The sequence below is a fragment of the Glaesserella sp. genome (genome assembly GCF_041817755.1).
Classification (GTDB): domain Bacteria; phylum Pseudomonadota; class Gammaproteobacteria; order Enterobacterales; family Pasteurellaceae; genus Glaesserella.
The window spans coordinates 1-21,142 of the sequence record NZ_JBGYBX010000060.1 but is presented as its reverse complement, the minus strand read 5'-3'; the positions used below and the strand labels follow the sequence as shown (position 1 = coordinate 21,142).

Sequence of the window (21,142 nt, the reverse complement as noted above, 5' to 3'; positions counted from 1 at the left end):
ATCGCCGAATAGTGCGTTTAATTATTGCCGATATTACAAACGAACATATTCGGCGGACGGATATATTTAAATTTGTGCAAATTTAAGGACTGAATTTTCCATTTTTAAGCATATTCCGTTAGAATGACCGCCTTTCTCTTCCAACTATGTTTAGGACAAACCGTGAAACAAGTCACTTTTTATCTGCTCAATCAAACCGTTCAAGGAGACGTTTCCGCCACCGACATGCTGGCATGTTCCCTTGCGGCGAAAGCTTGGCGGGCGGGTAAACGGGTGCTGATCACGTGCGAAACGGAACAACAAGCGCTGCAAATCGACGAACTGCTTTGGGCAAGAGACCCGGAGGATTTCGTTCCGCATAACCTTTCCGGCGAAGTCACCGCTTATGCCACGCCGATTGAAATCAGCTGGAAAGGCAGACGCAATGCACAGCGTCGGGATATTCTGATTTCCCTTCAAACGCAATTGCCGGACTTTATTGAAAGCTTTACGCACATTATTGATTTCGTACCTGCGGATGAAACGGAAAAGGCGCTTGCCCGTGAGCGTTATAAGCAATATCGCCAACTCGGCTGGCAATTAACGACGGAACAAGCAGACAATTAAAAAAACACGTTCTTTTTTCTTTTTACATTATGGATATTTGGTTTTACCTTCTTCTGACGTTGACTTTTTTATCAGCGGTCGTGTGTTTTATTACCTATATGTTCCCGGATAAAGAGGCCCTGTATTTTCGGTTTCATTGTGATAATCCGTTAACGATTGATTTGTATGATTATGTACAGGCGAGGGAATTTTTTACCTTGTTTAATGATCGTTTAAGTGAGTATTTAACATGGTATGTTCAAGATCATTTTTATACCCTCGGTGTGGCGTATGACGACTTAAAATTACACGTTGATGTGGATTTTTATACGATCAGCGCCGTCTGTTACGTCAAAGCGGATTTGAAACAGCGAAAAAGCCTGCCTCAAAAAATCATCAACGGTGTCGAGCTCAGTAAGAAAACTGCAGAGTTTTACACTTTTTATCAACAAGCCGAACACACAGAGAAACGGCGCTTGCTGAAATTTACCCTGCCTGACAGCACTGCAAACACCGCCGTTCAATCCGCTTGAAAGACAATTGCCATCATTTTATGACAAACGGTTCGAACAATGCGATAATTCGCAAAATTTAGCGACAATCGTACCGCTTGTCACCCAATAAGATGAAGGAGAGGCAATGAAACTGGCAGAAGCTTTGATTGAACGCTCGGACTTACAACGCCGACTTGAGCAATTAAACCAACGTTTACACCAAAACGCACAATATCAGGAAGGTGAGCATCCGACGGAAAACCCATTGGAATTGCTGGAAGAATACCATCACACGGCGGATCAATTAAAGAAAATCGTCGTGGCAATCAACCAAGCCAACAACCGCATTCAACTTGAAAACGGCATGCCGATGGTCGAAGCCCTTGCCTTGCGTGATTTGCTCAAAGCCAAACATGCCATGTTGATCAACCTTGCCAACGCCGCGACTCCGGAGCAATCCCGTTACAGTCGCAGCGAAATAAAAATACTGGCGGCGGTGAACGTCCGAGGCATCCGCAAACAAGCCGACGACATCGCTAAACAACACCGCGAATTGGATACGCTCATTCAGCAAGCCAACTGGTTGAACGAACTCTAATTTTACGATTCGGGTAGTTTTACGTTAAGGCGAATACAACCTTCGCTTAAGGCAAAAAGCACATTAACAGACGGAAACGAAGGGCAGTTTCACCAAATTACCGTGTAGCCCGAAACAAGTTAATCCGTATTGAAAAAGCGTATGCCGTACCACCATGTATTGATTAACGTAAAACGAGGGAGGGATTGGGGAATACAAGCGGTCGAAAACGGGCAAAATTTTGCAAATTCAAACAAACCGACACAGATAACACCCGTGCAGGAGACATTTTATGAAATGTATTGTGAAAATAATCTGTTTGGCACTATTATTGAGCGTGCTCAACGCGTGTTCAACAGCGACATATCCGCCACCGGAGCCTTACGTCGCTGTGAAAGGCAAGCCGTATTATTGGTATCCTACAGCAAGCAAACACAATATGTATGATTGCTCTGCCCTGCCTATTTTAAAAGAAGGGGAAGAGCACGGATACACCATAGAACATGCCGGCTGTCGTGTGACACATGACGGTAATTTTTCCCCGACAGATTTAAAAGGCGTATCGTTTTACATACGGGGACTTGTGCCGGTGGACTACGTCATTCCGAGTTTCGGACCTTTTGGGTTTTCCAGCCACGGTCTTGCTGAAAGAACATATAAAGTCACGATTAAAGTGTTGGAGGAAAACGATCCGGCGTTAGCCAAATGTAAACGGGTCAATTATCAAGAACTAGAAAATAGCTATTATCGTTATGAGGAATATGTCAAAAATGCCGTGGCGTATGATTGCTACGAGCGGTAGGATTTAGGCGGAAATTTGCAAATATCTTTGCAAGATTTTTACCAATCGCTTGGGTTTAAACCGATTTCCGAGGTTTATTTGGAAGATGGGATACCGCATTTGGATATGGTAAAGCGTGAGTAATATGATGAAAATGATGGATTTTAAACCGCTATCTGAAGACGAATTAGAGGAATTAGATCAACTTATTCTAGAGTACGCAAGTGAAGAAGATGATAGGGGAATTTATTCTCTCGTAGAGTTAGACGGTTTCCTGACTGCTATTCTTTCCTCACCAACCTTAATTCAACCAAGCCAATGGCTGCCAAGATTATGGGGTTATCAAGAACCCCAATGGAAAAATAAGAAGGCTTTAGAACGCTATTTAGATCTTATTTTTCGATATTACAATGAGCTGATTGATCGTTTAAATCGAGGTAAAGGTATTTACTATGCTCAATTTGAAATTCGTGATTTGGGTGATGGTGAATTTTTTATTTCTGAGGATTGGTGCGTAACGTATATGTATGGTATTGAACTTGCAGGAATACAGCAATTACCAAAAGATATTCAACCTGAATTAGATTTAATTAAGTATTATTCTACTTTAGTTGAACAGCCGGATGAAATTACTAATGAAGAATTAAATAGGCAAGCAGAAAAAATTGAAAATGCCGCTTTGAAGATTTATCAATATGTTAAAAATAATTTATATAAACCTTAATAAGTAGATAAATGCACAATCATAAACTAAACCAAATTGAATACTTAAAAAATCAGCTGACTCAATATCGCCCGCTTTCCACTGCGGAAGTGCAACGCTTGCGAGAAGAATTTATTATTGAGAGTAGTTATAACTCTAATGCGATTGAAGGAAATACAATCACATTGCGAGAAACCGTGCTGATTTTAAAAGAAGGTATCACCATTGCGGAAAAACCGATTCGTGAACATTTGGATATTATCGGTTTTAAAGACGCGTTTAATTATATTTATGAATTAGTGGTAAATAATGAGCCATTAACCGAACGCACGATTAAAGATATTCATTCTTTGGTATTAATGGGGAGTGCAGAAAATCGCGGTGTTTATCGTAAAATTCCTGTGCGTATTTTAGGGGCTGAAAACGAACCGACTGCACCTTATTTAATTGCGGAAGAAATGCAACGCTTAATTGAAAAATATCAGCAGAAATTGACCGGACTTCACCCGATTGAAGCCATTAGCTGGTTACATTTGGCGTTTGAGAGTATTCATCCTTTTATTGATGGTAACGGACGAACTGGGCGATTGCTGATTAATTTTGAATTGCTTAAACAAGGTTATTTACCGATTGATATTAAATTTACGAACCGAGCAAAATATTATCAATGTTTTGATGATTTTCATAAGAATCAGCAAAGTACGGTGACTTTAACGGAATTAATTGCGGATTATGAAATTCAAGAGTTAGATCGGTATTTGAGAATTTTGGAGAAATAAAATGACCAAAATCGAACAAATTAGAGAACAACAACGCCAGTTGCAGATTCAATTTAAAGCGTGGATGGATGATAAGAAGAAGCGTGAAGTCGTGACTTATCGACGTGAAAACGGGGATTTGATTGAGCATCATCCAAATGGTTTTATTCGAGTGATTGAATATGCGCAATAATATTGAGATTTTTTTACTTAGTTATTGTGTTTGACAAATCTCCCCTAACCCCTCTTTACTAAAGAGGGGGATCAGATCGAAGAAAATAATCGCTCATCTAAAAAATTGAGCCTCTTTTTGAAGTACTTCGATTTTATATTTTCGTTTGAGCCAGTTCCCCTCTTTAGCAAAGAGGGGTTAGGGGAGATTTGGCAGCGGTAAAAACGAAGTCGGTGAGTAAAATTTGCTTTATCCCTAGCACGGCAAAGCCGTACTAGGTTACGCATAATTCAGCCCCGTTGGGGCTAGGGATTGGAAAAAGAGCCACAGCGTGGCTCATTCAGCCGAAGGCTGATCGTAACCACGTACGGCTTGCTGTATGTGGATTGCAAGCAATTGGGTTTTAGTAAAATCTTGCAAATAAGCGATTACGATAAATTATACTGTAAATACTATCAAGTTAATTTTATTTTAAGGATATATAATGGAAAGATTTATGTCATATTTACTATTGATAATGATAATTTTGGCAATTGTTGCTATTGTTCTTTATATCAAACATAAAGATGAACAGGAATTTTATATATCGTTAGAAAATGTCTTATCTAAACTAGGTGATAATGAAAGTAATAAAACAACAATAATAAGTACTATAGCAAAAGCACTCAAAGATGGAGAGAAAGATGGTACAGCTAAAATTTCTTATAAAAACACAAAAACTATAAAAACAGTTATTACAGAAATTAGTAATGATCAATATGAGCTAGCTAGCCGAAAAATAATAGTTTCGAATCAATTTCTATTTATGATGATATTAATCATATTTTTATGTTTATGTTGTGTATTTGTTTCTTTTTACAGTACTATTTCACCGATAGAATTTTTTGGAATTAATATTCAAGAAGAGTTGGCAATTAAGGTAACTACAATATCTATCACATTATTAGTTATAAATTTTTTATGGACTGGAATAAAAATCAGAATTAAAGATATGTGGATTTCATTAAAAAACAAATTTAAAAGGTAGCTAAATTTAAGAGAAACAAAATGACCCAAAAATTCGAAATGGCAGATCGTTTCGACTCATCGGCAGTCGAACAAGCACTTTATAAACACTGGGAAGAACAAGGCTATTTTAAGCCGAATGAAAACCCGAATGTTCCAAGTTACTGTATCGCAATTCCACCGCCAAATGTGACGGGGAGTTTGCATATGGGGCACGCATTCCAGCAAACTTTAATGGATACTTTAATCCGTTTTAACCGTATGGAAGGTAATAACACCCTATGGCAAGCGGGTACAGACCACGCAGGGATTGCGACCCAAATGGTGGTGGAACGCAAAATTGCGGCAGAAGAAGGCAAAACTCGTCACGATTACGGGCGTGAAGCGTTCATCAATAAAATCTGGGAGTGGAAAGCCTATTCAGGTGGCACGATCGGACAACAAATGCGTCGTTTAGGTAACTCGATCGACTGGGATCGTGAGCGTTTTACGATGGACGAAGGCTTGTCCAATGCGGTAAAAGAAGTGTTCGTACGTTTACACGAAGAAGGCTTGATTTATCGTGGTAAACGCTTGGTAAACTGGGATCCGAAATTACATACGGCGATTTCCGATCTTGAAGTGGAAAACAAAGAGAGCAAAGGCTCGCTGTGGCATTTCCGTTATCCGTTAGCCAACGGTGCGAAAACGGCGGACGGTAAAGATTATTTGGTGGTGGCGACTACTCGTCCTGAAACGATGTTAGGCGATACGGCAGTGGCGGTTCATCCTGAAGATGAGCGTTACCAGTCTTTGATCGGCAAAACCGTGATCCTACCGCTTGCAAACCGTGAAATCCCGATTATTGCGGACGATTATGTAGATCGTGAGTTCGGTACGGGCGTGGTGAAAATTACCCCTGCTCACGACTTCAACGACTATGAAGTAGGTAAGCGTCATCAGTTGCCAATGGTGAACGTGATGACCTTAAATGCGGACATTCGTGATGAAGCGGAAATTATCGGCTCGGACGGCAAACCATTGCAAAATTATGTCGCAATTATCCCGGCTGATTATCAAGGTTTAGAGCGTTTTGCGGCTCGTAAGAAAATCGTGGCAGACTTTGAAGCCCTTGGCTTGTTAGAGGAAATCAAACCACACGACTTAAAAGTGCCTTATGGTGACCGTGGTGGCGTGCCGATTGAGCCGATGCTGACAGACCAATGGTATGTGAGCGTGAAACCGCTTGCCGAAGTAGCAACCAAAGCGGTGGAAGACGGCGAAATTCAATTCGTGCCGAAACAGTATGAAAACCTGTACTTCTCTTGGATGCGTGATATTCAAGACTGGTGTATTTCTCGCCAATTATGGTGGGGACACCGTATCCCTGCGTGGTACGATGCGGAAGGCAACGTTTATGTGGCACGCGATGAAGCTGAAGTGCGTACAAAATACAACTTACCGGCAGATTTAGCCTTAAAACAAGATGAAGACGTGTTGGATACTTGGTTCTCATCAGGCTTATGGACATTCTCAACCTTGGGCTGGCCGGAGCAAACCAAAGAACTCAAAATGTATCACCCGACTGATGTGTTAATCACAGGCTTTGACATCATCTTCTTCTGGGTGGCTCGTATGATTATGTTTACGATGCACTTCATCAAAGATGAAAACGGTAAACCGCAAGTACCGTTCAAAACTGTGTATGTAACAGGTTTGATCCGTGATGAACAAGGGCAAAAAATGTCGAAATCAAAAGGGAACGTATTAGACCCGATTGATATGATTGACGGTATCAGCCTTGAAGATCTGCTTGAAAAACGCACGGGCAATATGATGCAACCGCAGTTGGCAGAAAAAATTGCCAAAGCGACCCGTAAAGAGTTTGAAAATGGTATCGCTCCACACGGAACAGACGCCTTGCGTTTCACCTTGGCGGCATTAGCGAGCAACGGGCGTGACATCAACTGGGATATGAAACGTTTGGAAGGCTACCGCAATTTCTGTAACAAATTATGGAATGCGAGCCGTTTCGTACTCACCAACGATAAATTAGATTTATCGGCAGGTGAAGTGGAATACAGTTTGGCGGATCGTTGGATCGAATCCACATTCAACCGCACTGTGGGCGAGTTCCGTGATGCCTTAAGCCAATACCGTTTCGACTTGGCGGCAAATACCATTTACGAGTTCACTTGGAACCAATTCTGTGACTGGTACTTAGAACTCACCAAACCGGTCCTTGCAAACGGTACGGAAGCTCAAAAACGGGGTGCAAGCCAAACCCTTGTGCGTGTATTAGAAAAACTGTTACGTTTAGCCCACCCGATTATTCCGTTTATCACGGAAGAAATCTGGCAGAAAGTCAAAGGCTTTGCAGGGGTAGAAGGTGACACCATTATGCTGCAACCTTTCCCGAAAGTGGAAGAAAACCAAATTGACGAAGCGGCGGAAATGCAAATCAACTGGTTGAAAGAGTTGATTGTTGCGGTGCGTAATATCCGTGCAGAATGTAACATCGCCCCAAGTAAAGGCTTGGATTTCTTAGTGCGTAACCTGTCTGACGAACATTGCAAAATGTTAGCGGAAAACGACCGCTTGTTAAAAGCAATGGCGAAGTTAGACAGCGTACAAGTGCTTGCCCAAGGCGAAGAAGCTCCGCTTTCAGTGGCGAAATTAGTTGGTAATGCGGAAGTATTAGTGCCAATGGCTGGCTTTATCAACAAAGATGCCGAGCTTGCTCGTTTGACCAAAGAGATCGAAAAATTGAACGGCGAAGTGAAACGTATCGAAGGCAAACTCAGCAACGAAGCCTTTGTAGCAAAAGCACCAGAACAAGTTATTGCGAAAGAGCGTGAAAAAATGCAAGAGTACCAAGACGGACTTGAGAAATTGCAAGCGCAGTATAAGGCGATTGAAGTGCTTTAGTGAGAGAGAAGCCGTCGGATCATATCCGGCGGTTTTTTTATATTATTTATGTGATAAATACACATCAAAACGGTGATTTTTAGTTTCTTGGCTGAAGTCGGGTTTTTGTTCGGCAAGGAACGGGGCGTAATCGGGGCGTTTTACCACAACACGTTTACGCGCCAATTGTGTGGCGGGAAAGAAAAAATCATCCGAGTCCGAATCTGCACCGACCAATTGTTGGAATACCCGCATTTCTTTTTTGACTAAGGCGCTTTTCTGCTTGTGCGGATACATCGGATCGAGATAAACGACATCGGCAGCATCTTTTATCGGATCGAGTTCGGCAATGGAATGTACGGGTAACAACACCATGCGTTCTTGCATAAATTTGCCGATTTCCGCATCTTGGTAAGCGCGATTTAAACCGTCTTCCAATAATGCGCTGACCACCGGATTGCGCTCAACCAAGTTGACCTTGCAACCGACACAAGCCAAGACAAAGGCATCACGTCCCAACCCTGCCGTTGCGTCAATGACGGTCGGCAAATAATCGCCTTTAATACCGACGGCTTTGGCTACCGCTTCACCGCGCCCGCCACCGAATTTACGCCGATGAGCCATGGTGCCGTCGACAAAATCCACGGCAATCGCTCCTAATTTCGGTTCATCGAGTTTACGCAATTCCAAACGTTCGTTGGTTTGGACTAAGGCTAATGCGGCATCAGGCTGATGACATAGCCGCCATTTTTCGCAGAGGAGTTGGAATTTATCGGTGGCATCGCTTTCGTTAATTAATTGAATATTCATTGTTATTAAATTTTTTGTGTAGGAGGAATGACATTCGCCCCATTATTTTCAATTTATCATTTCATTTGGATGGGCAAATGTCATTTGCCCCTGCGGTCATAAAATGTAATGTTTGAATAAATCATCAATATGTCGGCACAAACTCTCACTACCACTAACCTCTTCTCCTTGCCACGCCGTTTGCAAAATATCAGGCGAAAGTGACCGCTCGTAATGTTCGGCGATCGGGAAGTAGCTGATATGCCAAGGCTCCATGCCGATTTGTTTGCCGTGATCTTGCATAAACGGAAAGTAGAAGCCGAATTGCTCCGCATTCACTAAAAGCCAATTGGTTAAACGTTGGAAATAACCGCCTGTCAGATATTCCCACGGTTCAAGCATGAGTTGTCGTCCTTCGGGAAGTAAATCCGGATCGAAAATATCGATTTCGGTTCCCCAATGATGGCGGCTTGCCCCCGGTACGGCAGACCAGCGTAAAATCGCTTGGCATTTTTGCCAATCGTCTAAGCAAGTCAAATCTAACGCACAGCCATTGTCATCGTGGACTTTACGTTCACCGTTAAATTTAGCATTCCAAATCCATTTTTGTCGTTCAAAATCACGATAAGTACTTGCTGGTTGCAAGTTAAAGCCCGCCTGTTTTGCCGCTTGTTGCAATTGTAAAAAAGCCTCAACCGTTTCGGCTTGCAAGGCATGTTTATCGGATAAGGCATTCGGCAGTGCGATTAAGTGAGCACGGCTTTTGCCGGTAAGAATATTAGGTAAATTTGCAAAATATTTCATGAAAGTGACCGCTTGTAGAATGCCGGTGGAATTATAGATCAAATCGGTTATTATGCCTAAAGATGAGCAATATTATTTGTGAAGTTATAGGAAAGAAAATGGAACATGTTGTGGAAGAAAATTGTTCGTGGATTGACTGGAAAGCGACGGTCGGCGACGCCGAATGTGCGTTAAGGCATTGCTTTCCGGCTTATGAATCAGTGTTTGAGCGGGCGACATTTCGGCAATTGGTTGAAAATTATAGTACGACGGATGCCGATACGTTTTTGCCGGCATTAGGGCAGGAGTTAAGCGGTGATGATTTAGTCTTGTATCAGGTGGATTCGGGTGATGACGGTTATGCACTCTACCTTTGCCGTAAGGATGAGTCGGACGCTTTTGAGCAACGTATGAAGGCGGAAAATATACCGCTATCGGCATTGAAACAACCCCATAAAAAGTGGGGAACGCCAGCAAAGAGATTAGATTGGGGGCAGCGTTTACCTTACCAGTGTCATAACGTATACGATATTTTGCTTGATTTTACTTATCCTTATACGTTTGCGCACAGTGTCGATGAGATTTATGACGGTTATTATCCGTCGGGGCGTTATTACACCTTCTTGGATTTAACCGTTTTTCCGCCGAAAGAAGAGGAGATTGAAATGCAGTATACCCCAGCATATTTGTGGGGGCATGACTATTCCGACGAACACGGTTTGTATTGTGCGGAATTCATTCATCTTGTGCAGGAAAAACGAAAACGTCATAAGCAGACTGTGATAAAGGTCGGGGCTGATCCGCTGAATTTCCGAGCTTGGGAGGAGATCTCTGTGCCGGAAACAATAAAAAGTGTTTTGGTTGACTGGATTGGTGATGACATTCTTTTAAGGGGCAATGAGGGCAAGTCGGGATGGATTCCTAACGCCGCAAAAGGTGGGCGCATATGTTATCCGTTCGAGTTGCCGTATGAGAAACAACCCTCGGCGTTGATTAGGATGGCGGACGGCAAAACGTATCTTGCCAACGACCGTTATGTGTTTGCAGCGGAATACGGTGGCGACGTGCTGCCCGAATGGAAAATTATTACCGAGTCGGACGACCCGATAGGCGGTTCGGATTGTGTTTCGTTGGAGCCTAATCGCTTTTTCTATGTTACGGCACAAGGATTCCGTGATAGCCCTATCATTAGTGAATTTGATATTCTTGCCGGTAAAGTGATTCGAACTTTCCGACCGGAACGCATGGATCATCAAACCCGACTTCAAAAATTGGATAACGAATGGTTGGTGGTTTATCGCATTGGGGACGGAGAAAAAGAATACGATATGGCGCAGTTTTGGAATATGAAAAGCGGTGAGCGTATTGCAATGCCTTTCGGCAGATTAGGGAAATATATTTTGTCCAAGGTATTGCCGCATCCGGACGGTTCTACATTGCTTTATGTCAATGACGCTGACTTTAACGGCTATATTTTACGCGTAGAAAATATGCTGGAAAGATTGAGGGCTATGCAGTGATATTGTCGAAGCTGCGGCGGTTTTTCAATAAAATTCCACCGCATTTGTTATCAACGGAAGCCCGGATCCATCGGGATGACTTTTTTTCCGGTGAGCTGCTCAATGCGCTCGGCGTAGCGGTTAAAGAAGCCGAATTCGTTGTGTACGATACAGACATCATTATGCTTAAAGGTATGATAATCGGCAGCACCTTGTTTATCCTGCGTGATGACGCCTAATGTACTTGAGCCGCTGCCTTTTGAGGAATACGCATTTCCGAGCGGGAAATAGGCAATGTCATTCAGATCAAAGATTAACGAATAGTCATCAACGGCAATGCCGATTTTTTGATTAACATCATCGCGCCAAATGACGGAGTCGTCTCGAAATTGTCGGCTGATTTCCAGCGGGCGGCGTCTTACGTAAGTTTGTTTGGGATGGTCGCGCATAATACCGATCGGTTCTTTAATAATCAGATAATCGCTGACAACTAATGCATTTTCATCGGGTGAATCGATTAAGTGTTGAGAATGGCGCTGGTTCATTGCTTTAAACAAGGTATAACCGCGTTCGGCGGAGAGTTGGGAGCCGTAAAAATAGGTGATTTCCAGTGCGATGTCGCCAAAATAGAACGTACCTTCAATGAACGGCGCATTTTCCTCTTCAAGTAGGGTAAATGACGAGGCGGAGCGCATTAATTCATGCTTTATTTGCTGATAGCTGATGTCCGTTAAAGAATCGTGGTAGCAGTAGCCGATCAAGCAGGTAATCGGGGCGTCTTGACGCGGCCAATTGAAGCGGTGGGTTAAACCGTTCAACAAAAGGTTGCCGAAACGAAGGGGATAAGTAAAGGTTGCGGTTCGATACGGATCATTGTCGAACTGCAAATGCGGGTTACGGGCGAGTTCTTCATAGGTGATGCCCCAACGGATAAACTGTTTTTGCGGCGCTTGAATTTCGAATCCAAGTGCGTAATCGTCATACCCGTTTAAGAGGGTGTAGTTGGTTTGCTGTTTTTTCCGCCATAGTACCAGTTTAATCGGCTTTTTATTGTTAAGGCAGGTAAAAAATACGCTATCGTCAAAGCCGAGTCGCCCGGAAAGCATCCGATACACTTTGGCGAAACCTTCGGAAGCCGAGTGGATAAACATCTCTTCATTTAAGCACAAATAAAGTATGTCAGCGAGCGCCTCACTTTCGTTGCGATAAAGATAAATATATTGCAGCGTATTCAAATCGAAATGCTGGCTGTCATCGTCCGTCTCTCTGATAATCGTATCACCTTCCAAACTGACTCTCGTGTTGTTTTTCCAAGAATAGTGTATGTCACCTCGGGTTATATCGAATTTATTAAAGAAGGATAGGAGCGTGGTAAATAGGTTTTTCATCGCAGACCTCAGATAATTTGTAATATTTTTGACGGAACCGACCGCTTGTTTAATGTAGTGTGAATTATAAAGTAAAAATCACCTGTGAGGAGGGGGGGGAGGATAAAATGAGGCCGCACGGACAGTGAGCCGTGCGGATTGTCGAGGTTTACTTCGTTTCAGAGGTTAATAATTTGCCTTTATATTCGCCGGTCAGTGCTTCTAAGAATGACGTTAATTCAGCCAATTCTTTATCGCTAAAGGTGACATTACTTTGGTATTTGCCCATAATGCGTACGGCTTCTTTCAGGTCGGTGATTGTGCCGTCATGCATATAAGGTGCGGTTAAGGCGACGTTACGTAACGTCGGCACTTTAAAGCGATGCATATCGTACGGATCTTTGGTTTGGGCAAAACGTCCGTGATCCGCTTCCGTGATGTTTCCGCCGCGATCTTTAAAGTAATCGCCGTATAAGCCCATGTATTCGTATGAGCGACCGCCCATGGCAATACCGGTATGGCAAGTATCGCATTTGGCGGATTTGAACAGTTCATAACCACGCTTTTGTTCGTCGCTTAAGGCATGTTGATCGCCTTTTAAGAATTTGTCGAACGCGCTGTTCGGTGTAATTAACGTTTTCTCAAATTCACCGATGGCATCGGTAATATTTGCCGTCGTTAATTCGGGGTAGAGTTCGGCGAATTCTTTCATGAAGGCGTCATCTTGAGCAAATTTGGCTAAAATGTCGTCCCAATGTTTTGAGCCCATTTCAACCGGGTTGGTCGGCGGACCGGCGGCTTGATCCGCTAAGGTTGCGGCGCGACCGTCCCAAAACTGGACAAAGTTGAATGCAGCGTTATACACCGTCGGCGCATTAATGCCGCCTTTTAAGCCGTCAATACCGGTGGAAAACTGTAAGCCGTCGACACCGCCGTTTGCCAATTGGTGACAAGTATGACATTGAATGGTGCCGTCGGCGGATAAGCGACCGTCGTGGTAAAGTTTATCTCCCAGTGCGACTTTGCGCGGATCCGTATCTAAGGCATCAGGAATAGGTTGGACGAGGCGGGTAGGATCCGTGCCCTGCGTATTTTTCGGGATAAAATGGGCGGTGCGTTGTTGATGAATCCAATCTAACACCGTTTTCTTCTCTTGTTCGTCAGGGCGTGATCCCCAGTGAACATGAATGAAACTGGCGATTGGCATGGTGTCGTTGCGTAGTACCGTTTCTAATTTTGCCAAATCGGTTTCAGAGAGTTTGGACGGATCGCGCATACCTTCTAACATTTTGTCCAAGCGGAAGAAGCGGTTACCCGTGGCAATGTCGTTTTTCATGATCTCACTGACAACAGGCACTTTGGCATAGAACGGCATGTCCACATTTGGGGTATGGCAATATTGGCAGCCGTTTTCGAAAAGCACTTTGGCTACGTCTTTTTGCGCACCGTTAAAGTTCGTCTGAGCCAGCAATTTTGTCGCCTGCTCTTGATCGAACGTATGCACATACCCCACCACGCCTAAAAAACCTGCCACGCCGAGGGCGATGGCAGAAAGTAGTAATTTTTTCATCGGTAATACTCCTGTGTAATAACTCAGGTGTATTATCCGTATAAAAATATAAGGTTATTTTGATCTGGTTCAATGGTTTTGATTTATAAATACTATTTGAACAATCGTTAAAAACGTTCAGTAATGACTCATTGTGTTGCAAGAGATGTATTTCAGTAACATACAGGGCGCATACTGTGTGTATTGCTAGCGGGTTAAAAGCTGCTGTGCAATCCGGTAATACACTTCGCCACATTTGCCCAAATCATTCACGTTCACACATTCGTTCACTTTATGAATGGTTTGGTTGATTGGACCGAACTCAACCACTTCCGCGCCCATTAATGCGATAAAACGCCCGTCTGATGTGCCACCGCCAGTATCTAGTTTAGGTATAATTTGTGTCACGTTTTCGACCGCTTGTATCGTGGCTTGAACCAGTTTTCCGTTGCCTGCTAAAAACGGTTTTCCCGACAAATTCCACTCAATTCGATGTTTTAAACCGTGTTTTTGCAACATTTCGGCAACTTTAGCTTTGATGATTTCATCATTCACTTCGGTGCAATAACGTAAATTAAACTGTACATAAAGCTCACCCGGGATCACGTTATTACTGCCTGTGCCAGCTTTGATATTGGCAATTTGCAGGCTTGTCGGTGGGAAAAATTCGTTGCCGTTATCCCATTGGTAAGCGGTCAGTTCGCTTAAAAACGGCAGAGCCGTATGAACAGGGTTTTCAGCTAAATGGGGATAGGCAACGTGCCCTTGAATGCCTTCAATATAAAGATTGGCGGTAATTGAGCCACGGCGACCGTTTTTCACCACATCGCCCAGCTGTTTGGTGCTGGACGGCTCGCCCACTACGCAATAGTGGATCGGCTCTTGGCGTTGCATTAGGGTTTCCACCACTTTCACCGTACCGTCTTTGGCTGCAGCTTCTTCATCTGATGTAATGAGCAAGGCAATTTTACCTTGATGGTTCGGGTTGTTCTTCACAAAGGTTTCACAAGCGATCACCATTGCCGCTAAAGACCCTTTCATATCCGCCGCACCACGCCCATAAAGCATATCATCGACAATCTCAGCGGAAAACGGCGGATAAGTCCATTGACTTTCATCGCCTTCAGGGACCACATCGGTATGCCCTGCAAACGTAAGGCAAGGCTCGCCTTCGCCGTGGGTTGCCCATAAATTTAAGGTGTCGCCAAAAGGCAACCATTCCAACTTAAATCCGACCGCTTGTAGCCGTTCGGCAATCAGTTGTTGGCAGCCTTCATCGTTCGGGCTGATAGATTTACGTTGGATAAGGGCTTGGGCGAGTGAAATAATTTGATTTTTCATCTTATTTTCTAAATGCTTTCTTATATTCTGCTTCATTAAACCCAATCAACGCCACATTATCGGCAATCACAATCGGGCGCTTAATTAAGGTTGGCTGTTCGTTTAACACTTTTAATGCCAGCTCTTTGTTGAGATTATTTTTGATTTCATCATCAAGCCCACGCCAAGTGGTGCTACGTTTATTGACTAAATTTTCCCAGCCAAATTCCTCTGCCATTTCAGCCAGCCATGCAGAGTCTAAGCCATCAACACGGTAGTCGTGCAGTTGTGGGTTTAAGTTGTTATCCGCAAGCCATTTGATTGCTTTTTTCACGGTATCACAGTTTTTAATGCCGTAGATTGTAGTCATAAATTTCTCTCAAAATAGGGGATAAGAATATGTGAAAATAATGTAAATACTCTAGTCTTTTTTAGCCGCTTAAACAAGGAAAGAGTGAGAAATTTTCTTAAAGCACGGATGATGGCAAGCTACTGTCAAAAAGTTAAATTTTTGTGATAAACAGCATTCGAATGCAAATATCTTTAACTGAGAATCGAAATTTTTGTACAATGTTACCCTATTCTTTCACATAACATGTTTTTATGAAAAAGCAGATTTTTAAAGCTATTCTTCTCGGGTCTTCTTTCGTTATCACGGCGTGCGGTAGCCTTTTCGGTACGAATAACAGTTCAACACCGCAGTATAAAATGTCGGATGACGAAATAAAGAAATGGGTAATTGAACGAAACAAAATCGAGCAATGCTTGTATCCGAGGGATATTCGGGCTACAAGAAGCTCTTTGTCTGAAGAACAGGATTTCCTATACCATATGACGGTGTACAGTCGTACGTTGTATCAGGTGATTGGTCCGATTCGTTACAACACGTTAATGAATGATTTGGCGTCTCAGCAATATTTGGCAACACGATTAGGTCAATTTGATCACACCAAACAGATGTATTTCGATAAAAAATGGTGCGATGACTTGAAGAAAGTGTATAGCCAGGCGATTAAACAAACAAAAGCGACGATAAAAAAAGAGCAGTCGATTGCCAAAGCAAAACAAGAGCAAGAGAAAAAATTGCAAGCGGAAAAAGAAAATCGGATCAGAAAAGAAGCCTATCGAAAAGGAGTAGAGGCTACTCAACAGGAGGCACAGCAGCAACAGCAAGGTAAGGAAACTCAACCGAAAATCCATTTAAACCGAACTAAAATCAGTTGGGAGCCGGCAACTCACGATAACTACTCATTTTAAAATTTAAACTCAAACACCTGAACGATAAATTCAGGTGTTTGAGTTTTTGGTAAACGCAGGGAAATCAGCTTTGTATCATCACCTGCCAAACTTTTAACGCATCCGCCGTTTCCGCCACATCGTGAACTCGCACGATCTTCGCCCCATTCTGCACTGCGAGCAATGCCCCTGCGATACTGCCTGCGACACGTTGATCAACAGGTTTATTGACCACATTGCCGATCATCGACTTACGGGAAAGCCCTGCCAACACAGGGTAGCCTGAAGCAACAAAGGCGTTTAGATGTTTTAGCAGTTGATAATTATGTTGCACCGTTTTACCAAAACCAAAGCCGACATCTAAAATAATATGCTCTTTGGGAATGCCAGCCATTGTGCAAACAAAAATACGTTGATTGAGAAAATCTGCAACTTCTTCCACCACATCATCATACTCAGGATGTTGTTGCATATTTTGCGGTGTGCCTTGCATATGCATTAAACAAACAGGCAAGCCTAATTCTACGGCAGTTTCTAAGGCGTTCGGCTCTTGTAACGCACGAATATCATTGAGAATATCCGCCCCAACTAAAGCTGATTGACGAAACACTTCCGCCTTTGAGCTATCCACCGAAATTAAGCAATCAAACCGCTTGCGAACCGCTTCAACCAATGGCACAACCCGTTCCAACTCTTGCTCAAGGGTAACGATTTCCGCATTCGGGCGAGTGGACTCACCGCCAATATCAATAATATCCGCTCCGTCATTGAGCATTTTCTCCACTTGAAACAGGGCTTTATCAAGGGTAAAAAATTTGCCCGAATCGGAGAACGAATCAGGCGTAAAATTCAAAATCCCCATAATTTTCGGGGAAGTGAGATCTAACAAGCGGTCAGATCCTTGGAAATTTTTGTAATGGATTTTTATCATATATCATTAATTAAATAGTCATCGAATTACTCCCCTCTTTAGCAAAGAGGGGCAGGGGGAGATTTGTGAAAAATCTTAACTTTACACAAAAGATAATTCTTCCAATAAATCTAATTTTTTGACTATTTACTCTCTCACGTTGCTATCTACTTCTGCCAAATCTCCCCTAACCCCTCTTTGCTAAAGAGGGGAATTTTTATTTCTCTGCCCTCAACTTCGCCAACACAGCTTTTAGTTGTTTATCCAACGGTGCTGTCACGACCATTTCTTCACCCGTTTTGGGGTGAACAAATCGAATAGAATGGGCGTGTAAAAATAGGCGGTTTAAACCTGCTTGTTGCATTTTTTGGTCAAATTCACGGTCGCCGTATTTATCATCAAGGGCAATCGGGTGTCCTGCGTATTGAGTATGTACACGAATTTGGTGCGTTCTACCTGTCACAGGCGAAGCCTTGACTAAGGTCGCTGTCGGATAACGTTCTTCAATTACAAATCGGGTTTCTGACGGTTTGCCTTCTTCACTCACTCGCACAATACGTTCGCCACTGGCTAATTCGTTTTTCAATAGCGGTGCTTTAATCACTTTAACGTGCGATTGCCACTGCCCACGCACGAGGGCGAGATAATCTTTCTGTACCACTTTTTCACGCAACTGTTCGTGCAAACTACGCAATGCGGAACGTTTTTTCGCCACTAATAATAGCCCCGATGTATCTCGGTCGATACGGTGAACTAGCTCTAAAAAACGGGCTTGTGGGCGTAACGCTCGCAAGGCTTCAATCACACCGAAACTTAAACCGCTACCGCCGTGAACGGCAATACCTGACGGTTTGTTAATCACTAACATCACATCATCTTCATAAAGAATTTGATGTTCAAGCTCTGCAACTTTGTTGAGTTTGGTTGAAATCGGTGCTTCATTTTTTTCTGCCACACGCACAGGTGGAACTCGCACAATATCGTCCGCTTGCAACTTATATTCGGGTTTAATCCGCCCTTTGTTCACTCGCACTTCGCCTTTACGCACAATGCGGTAAATCAGGCTTTTTGGCACGCCTTTGAGCTTGGTGAGTAAAAAGTTATCCAAACGTTGCCCGGCTTCATCATCGCTGATGGTAAAAAATTGAACGCCGGCACTGATGATTTTTTCGGTAGTCATATGATTTTAAGTATAAAAAAATTTGAGCGGATTCTAGCATAAATTCCCTCAAGGGGACTTTAGCCCATGTTAGAATAATATCGTTTTATTGATTATCGGAGTATAAAATGACAACAACCTCTGAAAAAACCAAAGATACCGCTTCTGAAATAGTCTTGCCGCAGGAAGCGAAAGAGATTATCAGTGAAGTGAAAAACCTGCAGTTTCAAAGCTTGCTGGATAATTGGATTATTCCTTACGGCACGAAAGTGCTTATTGCAATAACCATTTTTATTGTCGGTCGCTATTTGGCGCGCATTTTAAGCGGTTTGATCGGCAAAGCGGTGTTAGCCTCAAGTAAAGACGAAATGTTGCAGAGCTTTGTGACCTCGATTGCTTATTTTCTTTTTTTGCTGATTACCATCATTGCTTCCCTTTCACAACTTGGGATCAATACCAGCTCGTTAGTCGCGTTAATCGGAGCGGCAGGTTTGGCTATCGGTTTGGCGTTACAGAATTCATTACAAAACTTTGCGGCGGGTGTAATGTTGCTGATCTTTAAACCGTTTAAAAAAGGTGATTTTATTGAAGCGGGCGGTAAATCCGGTAAAGTGGAACAAATGGGGATTTTGATGTTGGAGCTGAGAACGGGCGATAATAAAACGGTGCTGATCCCAAACGGTAAGGTATTTGCCGACAGCATTACCAACTATTCCCGCAATGAAATCCGCCGTATCGATTTTATTTTTGATATCAGCTACGAGTCCGATATTGAGAAAGCCAAAGAGATTATCGCTCAAATTCTGTTTGAAGATGAAAATGTCTTGAACTACCCGGAACCTACGGTTGCGGTCGGTAATTTAGCGGCAAGCAGTGTGCAGTTATTTGTACGCCCTTGGGTTCAAACGAATCATTATTCAAGTACGCAATTTGCGATTTTGGAAAAAGTGAAAACAGCGTTTGATAAAGCGGGGATTTCCATTCCGCACGGTTAATTCGATTTGAATTTACCTGAGTGGGCGTGTATTCACGCCGTCTAAACCTGAAATATCATTACAAGCGGTCGGATTGGTGTTGTTTTTTGCAAAATGATTCAAACTAACCGCTTGATTTTTTTATCCTAAATTCCCCTACTTTTACCTTTCTATTTCTCTCTTAAAATGCCATAATGATTCGCTTTTTCCGTCTATGAGAACCGCACGGCGCTTTTGCTAAAAATAGCGAAAATCGCACCGCTTGTTATACAAGCTAAGTGATTGATTATGCAGTCAAAACTTGAGTGTAAGACATAAAACAGATCACATTAGAACATACGGCTTCAGTCAGTTTGTCCTCAGACAGTCGGGAGATTGACGTGCAAGCAAAAACACGAACCTAAGCCGTATGAGCAGAATGATATGAAAAATAAAATGAGAAAACACAATGAAAAGAATGTTAATCAATGCAACTCAAAAAGAAGAGTTGCGTGTTGCTCTTGTTGACGGGCAACGACTGTTCGACTTGGACATTGAAAGTCCGGGACACGAACAAAAGAAAGCGAATATCTACAAAGGTAAAATTACCCGTGTCGAACCGAGTCTTGAAGCGGCATTTGTCGATTATGGTGCCGAGCGTCACGGTTTCCTTCCGTTAAAAGAAATTTCCCGTGAGTACTTCCCCGAAGGCTATGTGTTCCAAGGTCGCCCGAATATCAAGGATATTATTCAAGAAGGGACGGAAGTCATCGTTCAAGTCAGCAAAGAAGAACGCGGTAACAAAGGTGCGGCGTTAACCACATTTATTTCGCTTGCCGGCAGTTACCTCGTGTTAATGCCGAATAACCCGCGTGCCGGTGGTATTTCCCGTCGTATTGAGGGGGACGAGCGTTTAGAGCTGAAAGAAGCGCTGGATTGCTTGGAAGTACCTGAAGATGTCGGTTTAATTGTGCGTACTGCTGGGGTGGGGAAATCCCCTGAAGAGCTACAATGGGACTTAAAAGTCTTATTACACCATTGGGAAGCAATCAAAAAAGCGGCGGAATCCCGCCCTGCACCGTTCTTAATTCATCAGGAAAGTGATGTGATTGTGCGTGCAATCCGTGATTACCTTCGCCGTGATATTGGTGAGATTTTGATCGACAACCGTAAGGTATTTGAGAAAGCGAAAAATCATATCCGCCTTGTCCGTCCTGATTTTATCAATCGTGTTCGCCTATATGAAGGCGAAGTACCGTTGTTCAGTCACTATCAAATCGAATCTCAAATCGAATCGGCGTTCCAACGTGAAGTGCGTTTGCCGTCAGGCGGTTCTATTGTGATTGATGTGACCGAAGCACTGACGGCTATCGACATCAACTCGTCCCGCGCAACTCGTGGCGGTGATATTGAAGAAACCGCATTAAATACCAACTTGGAAGCGGCAGACGAAATTGCTCGTCAGTTACGTTTGCGTGACTTGGGCGGTTTAATCGTGATCGACTTTATTGATATGACCCCGGTTCGTCATCAGCGTGAAGTGGAAAACCGTATCCGTGAAGCAACGCGTCAAGACCGTGCGAGAATCCAGTTTGGACGCATTTCTCGTTTCGGCT

The 21,142-nt window shown here is 43.2% G+C and carries 21 protein-coding genes and 1 pseudogene; 14 read left to right on the top strand and 8 right to left on the bottom strand.

All coding sequences use genetic code 11. The features are described from left to right. Positions 1 to 162: 162 nt before the first annotated feature. From ACEYKX_RS09550 to ACEYKX_RS09505, 10 genes and pseudogenes are all read left to right on the top strand, one after another. Entirely contained in the window at positions 163 to 606 is a 444-nt protein-coding gene (locus tag ACEYKX_RS09550) for a DNA polymerase III subunit chi (protein ID WP_373766958.1), read from the top strand. 29 nt (positions 607 to 635) lie between these two features. After that, complete coding sequence (locus ACEYKX_RS09545; protein WP_373766779.1) at positions 636 to 1,118, top strand: hypothetical protein; 483 nt, start codon at positions 636 to 638, stop codon at positions 1,116 to 1,118. Positions 1,119 to 1,224: 106 nt separating this feature from the next. Next, positions 1,225 to 1,677, top strand: coding sequence for a DIP1984 family protein (locus tag ACEYKX_RS09540; RefSeq protein WP_373766780.1), 453 nt, complete (start codon positions 1,225 to 1,227; stop codon positions 1,675 to 1,677). 271 nt (positions 1,678 to 1,948) lie between these two features. Beyond that, positions 1,949 to 2,458, top strand: a complete 510-nt coding sequence (locus tag ACEYKX_RS09535) for a hypothetical protein (RefSeq protein WP_373766781.1) — start codon at positions 1,949 to 1,951, stop codon at positions 2,456 to 2,458. An 18-nt stretch (positions 2,459 to 2,476) separates the two neighbouring features. Further along, positions 2,477 to 2,581, top strand: a pseudogene (locus ACEYKX_RS09530) (GNAT family N-acetyltransferase); the annotation flags it as partial. A 1-nt stretch (position 2,582) separates the two neighbouring features. After that, positions 2,583 to 3,161, top strand: a complete 579-nt coding sequence (locus tag ACEYKX_RS09525; RefSeq protein WP_373766782.1) for a UPF0149 family protein — start codon at positions 2,583 to 2,585, stop codon at positions 3,159 to 3,161. Between the two features lie 11 nt (positions 3,162 to 3,172). Next, positions 3,173 to 3,919, top strand: coding sequence for a Fic family protein (locus tag ACEYKX_RS09520; protein WP_373766783.1), 747 nt, complete (start codon positions 3,173 to 3,175; stop codon positions 3,917 to 3,919). Position 3,920: 1 nt separating this feature from the next. Then, on the top strand, positions 3,921 to 4,091 hold the full coding sequence (locus ACEYKX_RS09515; protein ID WP_373766784.1) for a hypothetical protein: 171 nt from the start codon (positions 3,921 to 3,923) through the stop codon (positions 4,089 to 4,091). Positions 4,092 to 4,566: 475 nt separating this feature from the next. Continuing rightward, positions 4,567 to 5,097: a hypothetical protein gene (locus tag ACEYKX_RS09510; RefSeq protein ID WP_373780714.1), complete on the top strand. Its 531-nt coding sequence runs from the start codon at positions 4,567 to 4,569 to the stop codon at positions 5,095 to 5,097. Between the two features lie 20 nt (positions 5,098 to 5,117). Further along, positions 5,118 to 7,982 (top strand): valine--tRNA ligase, encoded by a 2,865-nt coding sequence (locus ACEYKX_RS09505; RefSeq protein WP_373766786.1) that lies wholly within the window; start codon positions 5,118 to 5,120, stop codon positions 7,980 to 7,982. A gap of 42 nt (positions 7,983 to 8,024) precedes the next feature. Here ACEYKX_RS09505 and ACEYKX_RS09500 read toward each other — a convergent pair whose 3' ends face one another. Together ACEYKX_RS09500 and ACEYKX_RS09495 are read right to left on the bottom strand one after the other, a co-directional pair. After that, a complete protein-coding gene (locus tag ACEYKX_RS09500) occupies positions 8,025 to 8,771 on the bottom strand; it encodes a class I SAM-dependent methyltransferase (protein ID WP_373766787.1) in 747 nt (248 codons plus the stop codon). 96 nt (positions 8,772 to 8,867) lie between these two features. Continuing rightward, complete coding sequence (locus ACEYKX_RS09495) at positions 8,868 to 9,554, bottom strand: M15 family metallopeptidase (protein WP_373766788.1); 687 nt, start codon at positions 9,552 to 9,554, stop codon at positions 8,868 to 8,870. 98 nt (positions 9,555 to 9,652) lie between these two features. Between ACEYKX_RS09495 and ACEYKX_RS09490 the strand changes: the two genes are divergently transcribed. Continuing rightward, the gene (locus ACEYKX_RS09490) at positions 9,653 to 11,053 is read left to right on the top strand and encodes a hypothetical protein (RefSeq protein ID WP_373766789.1); all 1,401 of its coding nucleotides are present in this window, start codon (positions 9,653 to 9,655) and stop codon (positions 11,051 to 11,053) included. A gap of 50 nt (positions 11,054 to 11,103) precedes the next feature. Here ACEYKX_RS09490 and ACEYKX_RS09485 read toward each other — a convergent pair whose 3' ends face one another. From ACEYKX_RS09485 to ACEYKX_RS09470, 4 genes are all read right to left on the bottom strand, one after another. Continuing rightward, positions 11,104 to 12,420, bottom strand: coding sequence for a hypothetical protein (locus ACEYKX_RS09485; RefSeq protein WP_373766790.1), 1,317 nt, complete (start codon positions 12,418 to 12,420; stop codon positions 11,104 to 11,106). Positions 12,421 to 12,568: 148 nt separating this feature from the next. Then, positions 12,569 to 13,969: a cytochrome-c peroxidase gene (locus ACEYKX_RS09480; RefSeq protein ID WP_373766791.1), complete on the bottom strand. Its 1,401-nt coding sequence runs from the start codon at positions 13,967 to 13,969 to the stop codon at positions 12,569 to 12,571. A 186-nt stretch (positions 13,970 to 14,155) separates the two neighbouring features. Continuing rightward, positions 14,156 to 15,289 carry a succinyl-diaminopimelate desuccinylase gene (dapE, locus tag ACEYKX_RS09475; protein ID WP_373766792.1) on the bottom strand — a complete coding sequence of 378 codons (1,134 nt, stop codon included), beginning with the start codon at positions 15,287 to 15,289 and terminating at the stop codon, positions 14,156 to 14,158. A gap of 1 nt (position 15,290) precedes the next feature. Then, positions 15,291 to 15,638, bottom strand: a complete 348-nt coding sequence (locus ACEYKX_RS09470) for an ArsC family reductase (RefSeq protein WP_373766793.1) — start codon at positions 15,636 to 15,638, stop codon at positions 15,291 to 15,293. 233 nt (positions 15,639 to 15,871) lie between these two features. Between ACEYKX_RS09470 and ACEYKX_RS09465 the strand changes: the two genes are divergently transcribed. Continuing rightward, positions 15,872 to 16,525, top strand: coding sequence for a DUF5358 family protein (locus ACEYKX_RS09465; RefSeq protein WP_373766794.1), 654 nt, complete (start codon positions 15,872 to 15,874; stop codon positions 16,523 to 16,525). 64 nt (positions 16,526 to 16,589) lie between these two features. Here ACEYKX_RS09465 and folP read toward each other — a convergent pair whose 3' ends face one another. Beyond that, positions 16,590 to 17,432 (bottom strand): dihydropteroate synthase, encoded by an 843-nt coding sequence (folP, locus tag ACEYKX_RS09460; RefSeq protein ID WP_373766959.1) that lies wholly within the window; start codon positions 17,430 to 17,432, stop codon positions 16,590 to 16,592. Between the two features lie 199 nt (positions 17,433 to 17,631). Further along, positions 17,632 to 18,594 carry a 23S rRNA pseudouridine(955/2504/2580) synthase RluC gene (gene rluC / locus ACEYKX_RS09455; protein WP_373766795.1) on the bottom strand — a complete coding sequence of 321 codons (963 nt, stop codon included), beginning with the start codon at positions 18,592 to 18,594 and terminating at the stop codon, positions 17,632 to 17,634. A 107-nt stretch (positions 18,595 to 18,701) separates the two neighbouring features. Between rluC and ACEYKX_RS09450 the strand changes: the two genes are divergently transcribed. Continuing rightward, positions 18,702 to 19,568, top strand: coding sequence for a mechanosensitive ion channel family protein (locus tag ACEYKX_RS09450; protein WP_373766796.1), 867 nt, complete (start codon positions 18,702 to 18,704; stop codon positions 19,566 to 19,568). Between the two features lie 427 nt (positions 19,569 to 19,995). Continuing rightward, positions 19,996 to 21,142: Rne/Rng family ribonuclease (locus ACEYKX_RS09445; RefSeq protein WP_373780713.1), on the top strand; the 1,147-nt coding region annotated here is incomplete at its 3' end.

Coding starts and splice junctions, on each gene's coding strand:
- ACEYKX_RS09465 (WP_373766794.1), top strand. CDS start 15,872: ATGAAAAAGCAGATTTTTAAAGCTATTCTTCTCGGGTCTTCTTTCGTT.
- ACEYKX_RS09535 (WP_373766781.1), top strand. CDS start 1,949: ATGAAATGTATTGTGAAAATAATCTGTTTGGCACTATTATTGAGCGTG.
- ACEYKX_RS09525 (WP_373766782.1), top strand. CDS start 2,583: ATGATGAAAATGATGGATTTTAAACCGCTATCTGAAGACGAATTAGAG.
- ACEYKX_RS09470 (WP_373766793.1), bottom strand. CDS start 15,638: ATGACTACAATCTACGGCATTAAAAACTGTGATACCGTGAAAAAAGCA.
- ACEYKX_RS09500 (WP_373766787.1), bottom strand. CDS start 8,771: ATGAATATTCAATTAATTAACGAAAGCGATGCCACCGATAAATTCCAA.
- ACEYKX_RS09490 (WP_373766789.1), top strand. CDS start 9,653: ATGGAACATGTTGTGGAAGAAAATTGTTCGTGGATTGACTGGAAAGCG.
- ACEYKX_RS09480 (WP_373766791.1), bottom strand. CDS start 13,969: ATGAAAAAATTACTACTTTCTGCCATCGCCCTCGGCGTGGCAGGTTTT.
- dapE (WP_373766792.1), bottom strand. CDS start 15,289: ATGAAAAATCAAATTATTTCACTCGCCCAAGCCCTTATCCAACGTAAA.
- ACEYKX_RS09485 (WP_373766790.1), bottom strand. CDS start 12,420: ATGAAAAACCTATTTACCACGCTCCTATCCTTCTTTAATAAATTCGAT.
- rluC (WP_373766795.1), bottom strand. CDS start 18,594: ATGACTACCGAAAAAATCATCAGTGCCGGCGTTCAATTTTTTACCATC.
- ACEYKX_RS09540 (WP_373766780.1), top strand. CDS start 1,225: ATGAAACTGGCAGAAGCTTTGATTGAACGCTCGGACTTACAACGCCGA.
- ACEYKX_RS09545 (WP_373766779.1), top strand. CDS start 636: ATGGATATTTGGTTTTACCTTCTTCTGACGTTGACTTTTTTATCAGCG.
- ACEYKX_RS09505 (WP_373766786.1), top strand. CDS start 5,118: ATGACCCAAAAATTCGAAATGGCAGATCGTTTCGACTCATCGGCAGTC.
- ACEYKX_RS09510 (WP_373780714.1), top strand. CDS start 4,567: ATGTCATATTTACTATTGATAATGATAATTTTGGCAATTGTTGCTATT.
- ACEYKX_RS09450 (WP_373766796.1), top strand. CDS start 18,702: ATGACAACAACCTCTGAAAAAACCAAAGATACCGCTTCTGAAATAGTC.
- ACEYKX_RS09520 (WP_373766783.1), top strand. CDS start 3,173: ATGCACAATCATAAACTAAACCAAATTGAATACTTAAAAAATCAGCTG.
- ACEYKX_RS09515 (WP_373766784.1), top strand. CDS start 3,921: ATGACCAAAATCGAACAAATTAGAGAACAACAACGCCAGTTGCAGATT.
- ACEYKX_RS09495 (WP_373766788.1), bottom strand. CDS start 9,554: ATGAAATATTTTGCAAATTTACCTAATATTCTTACCGGCAAAAGCCGT.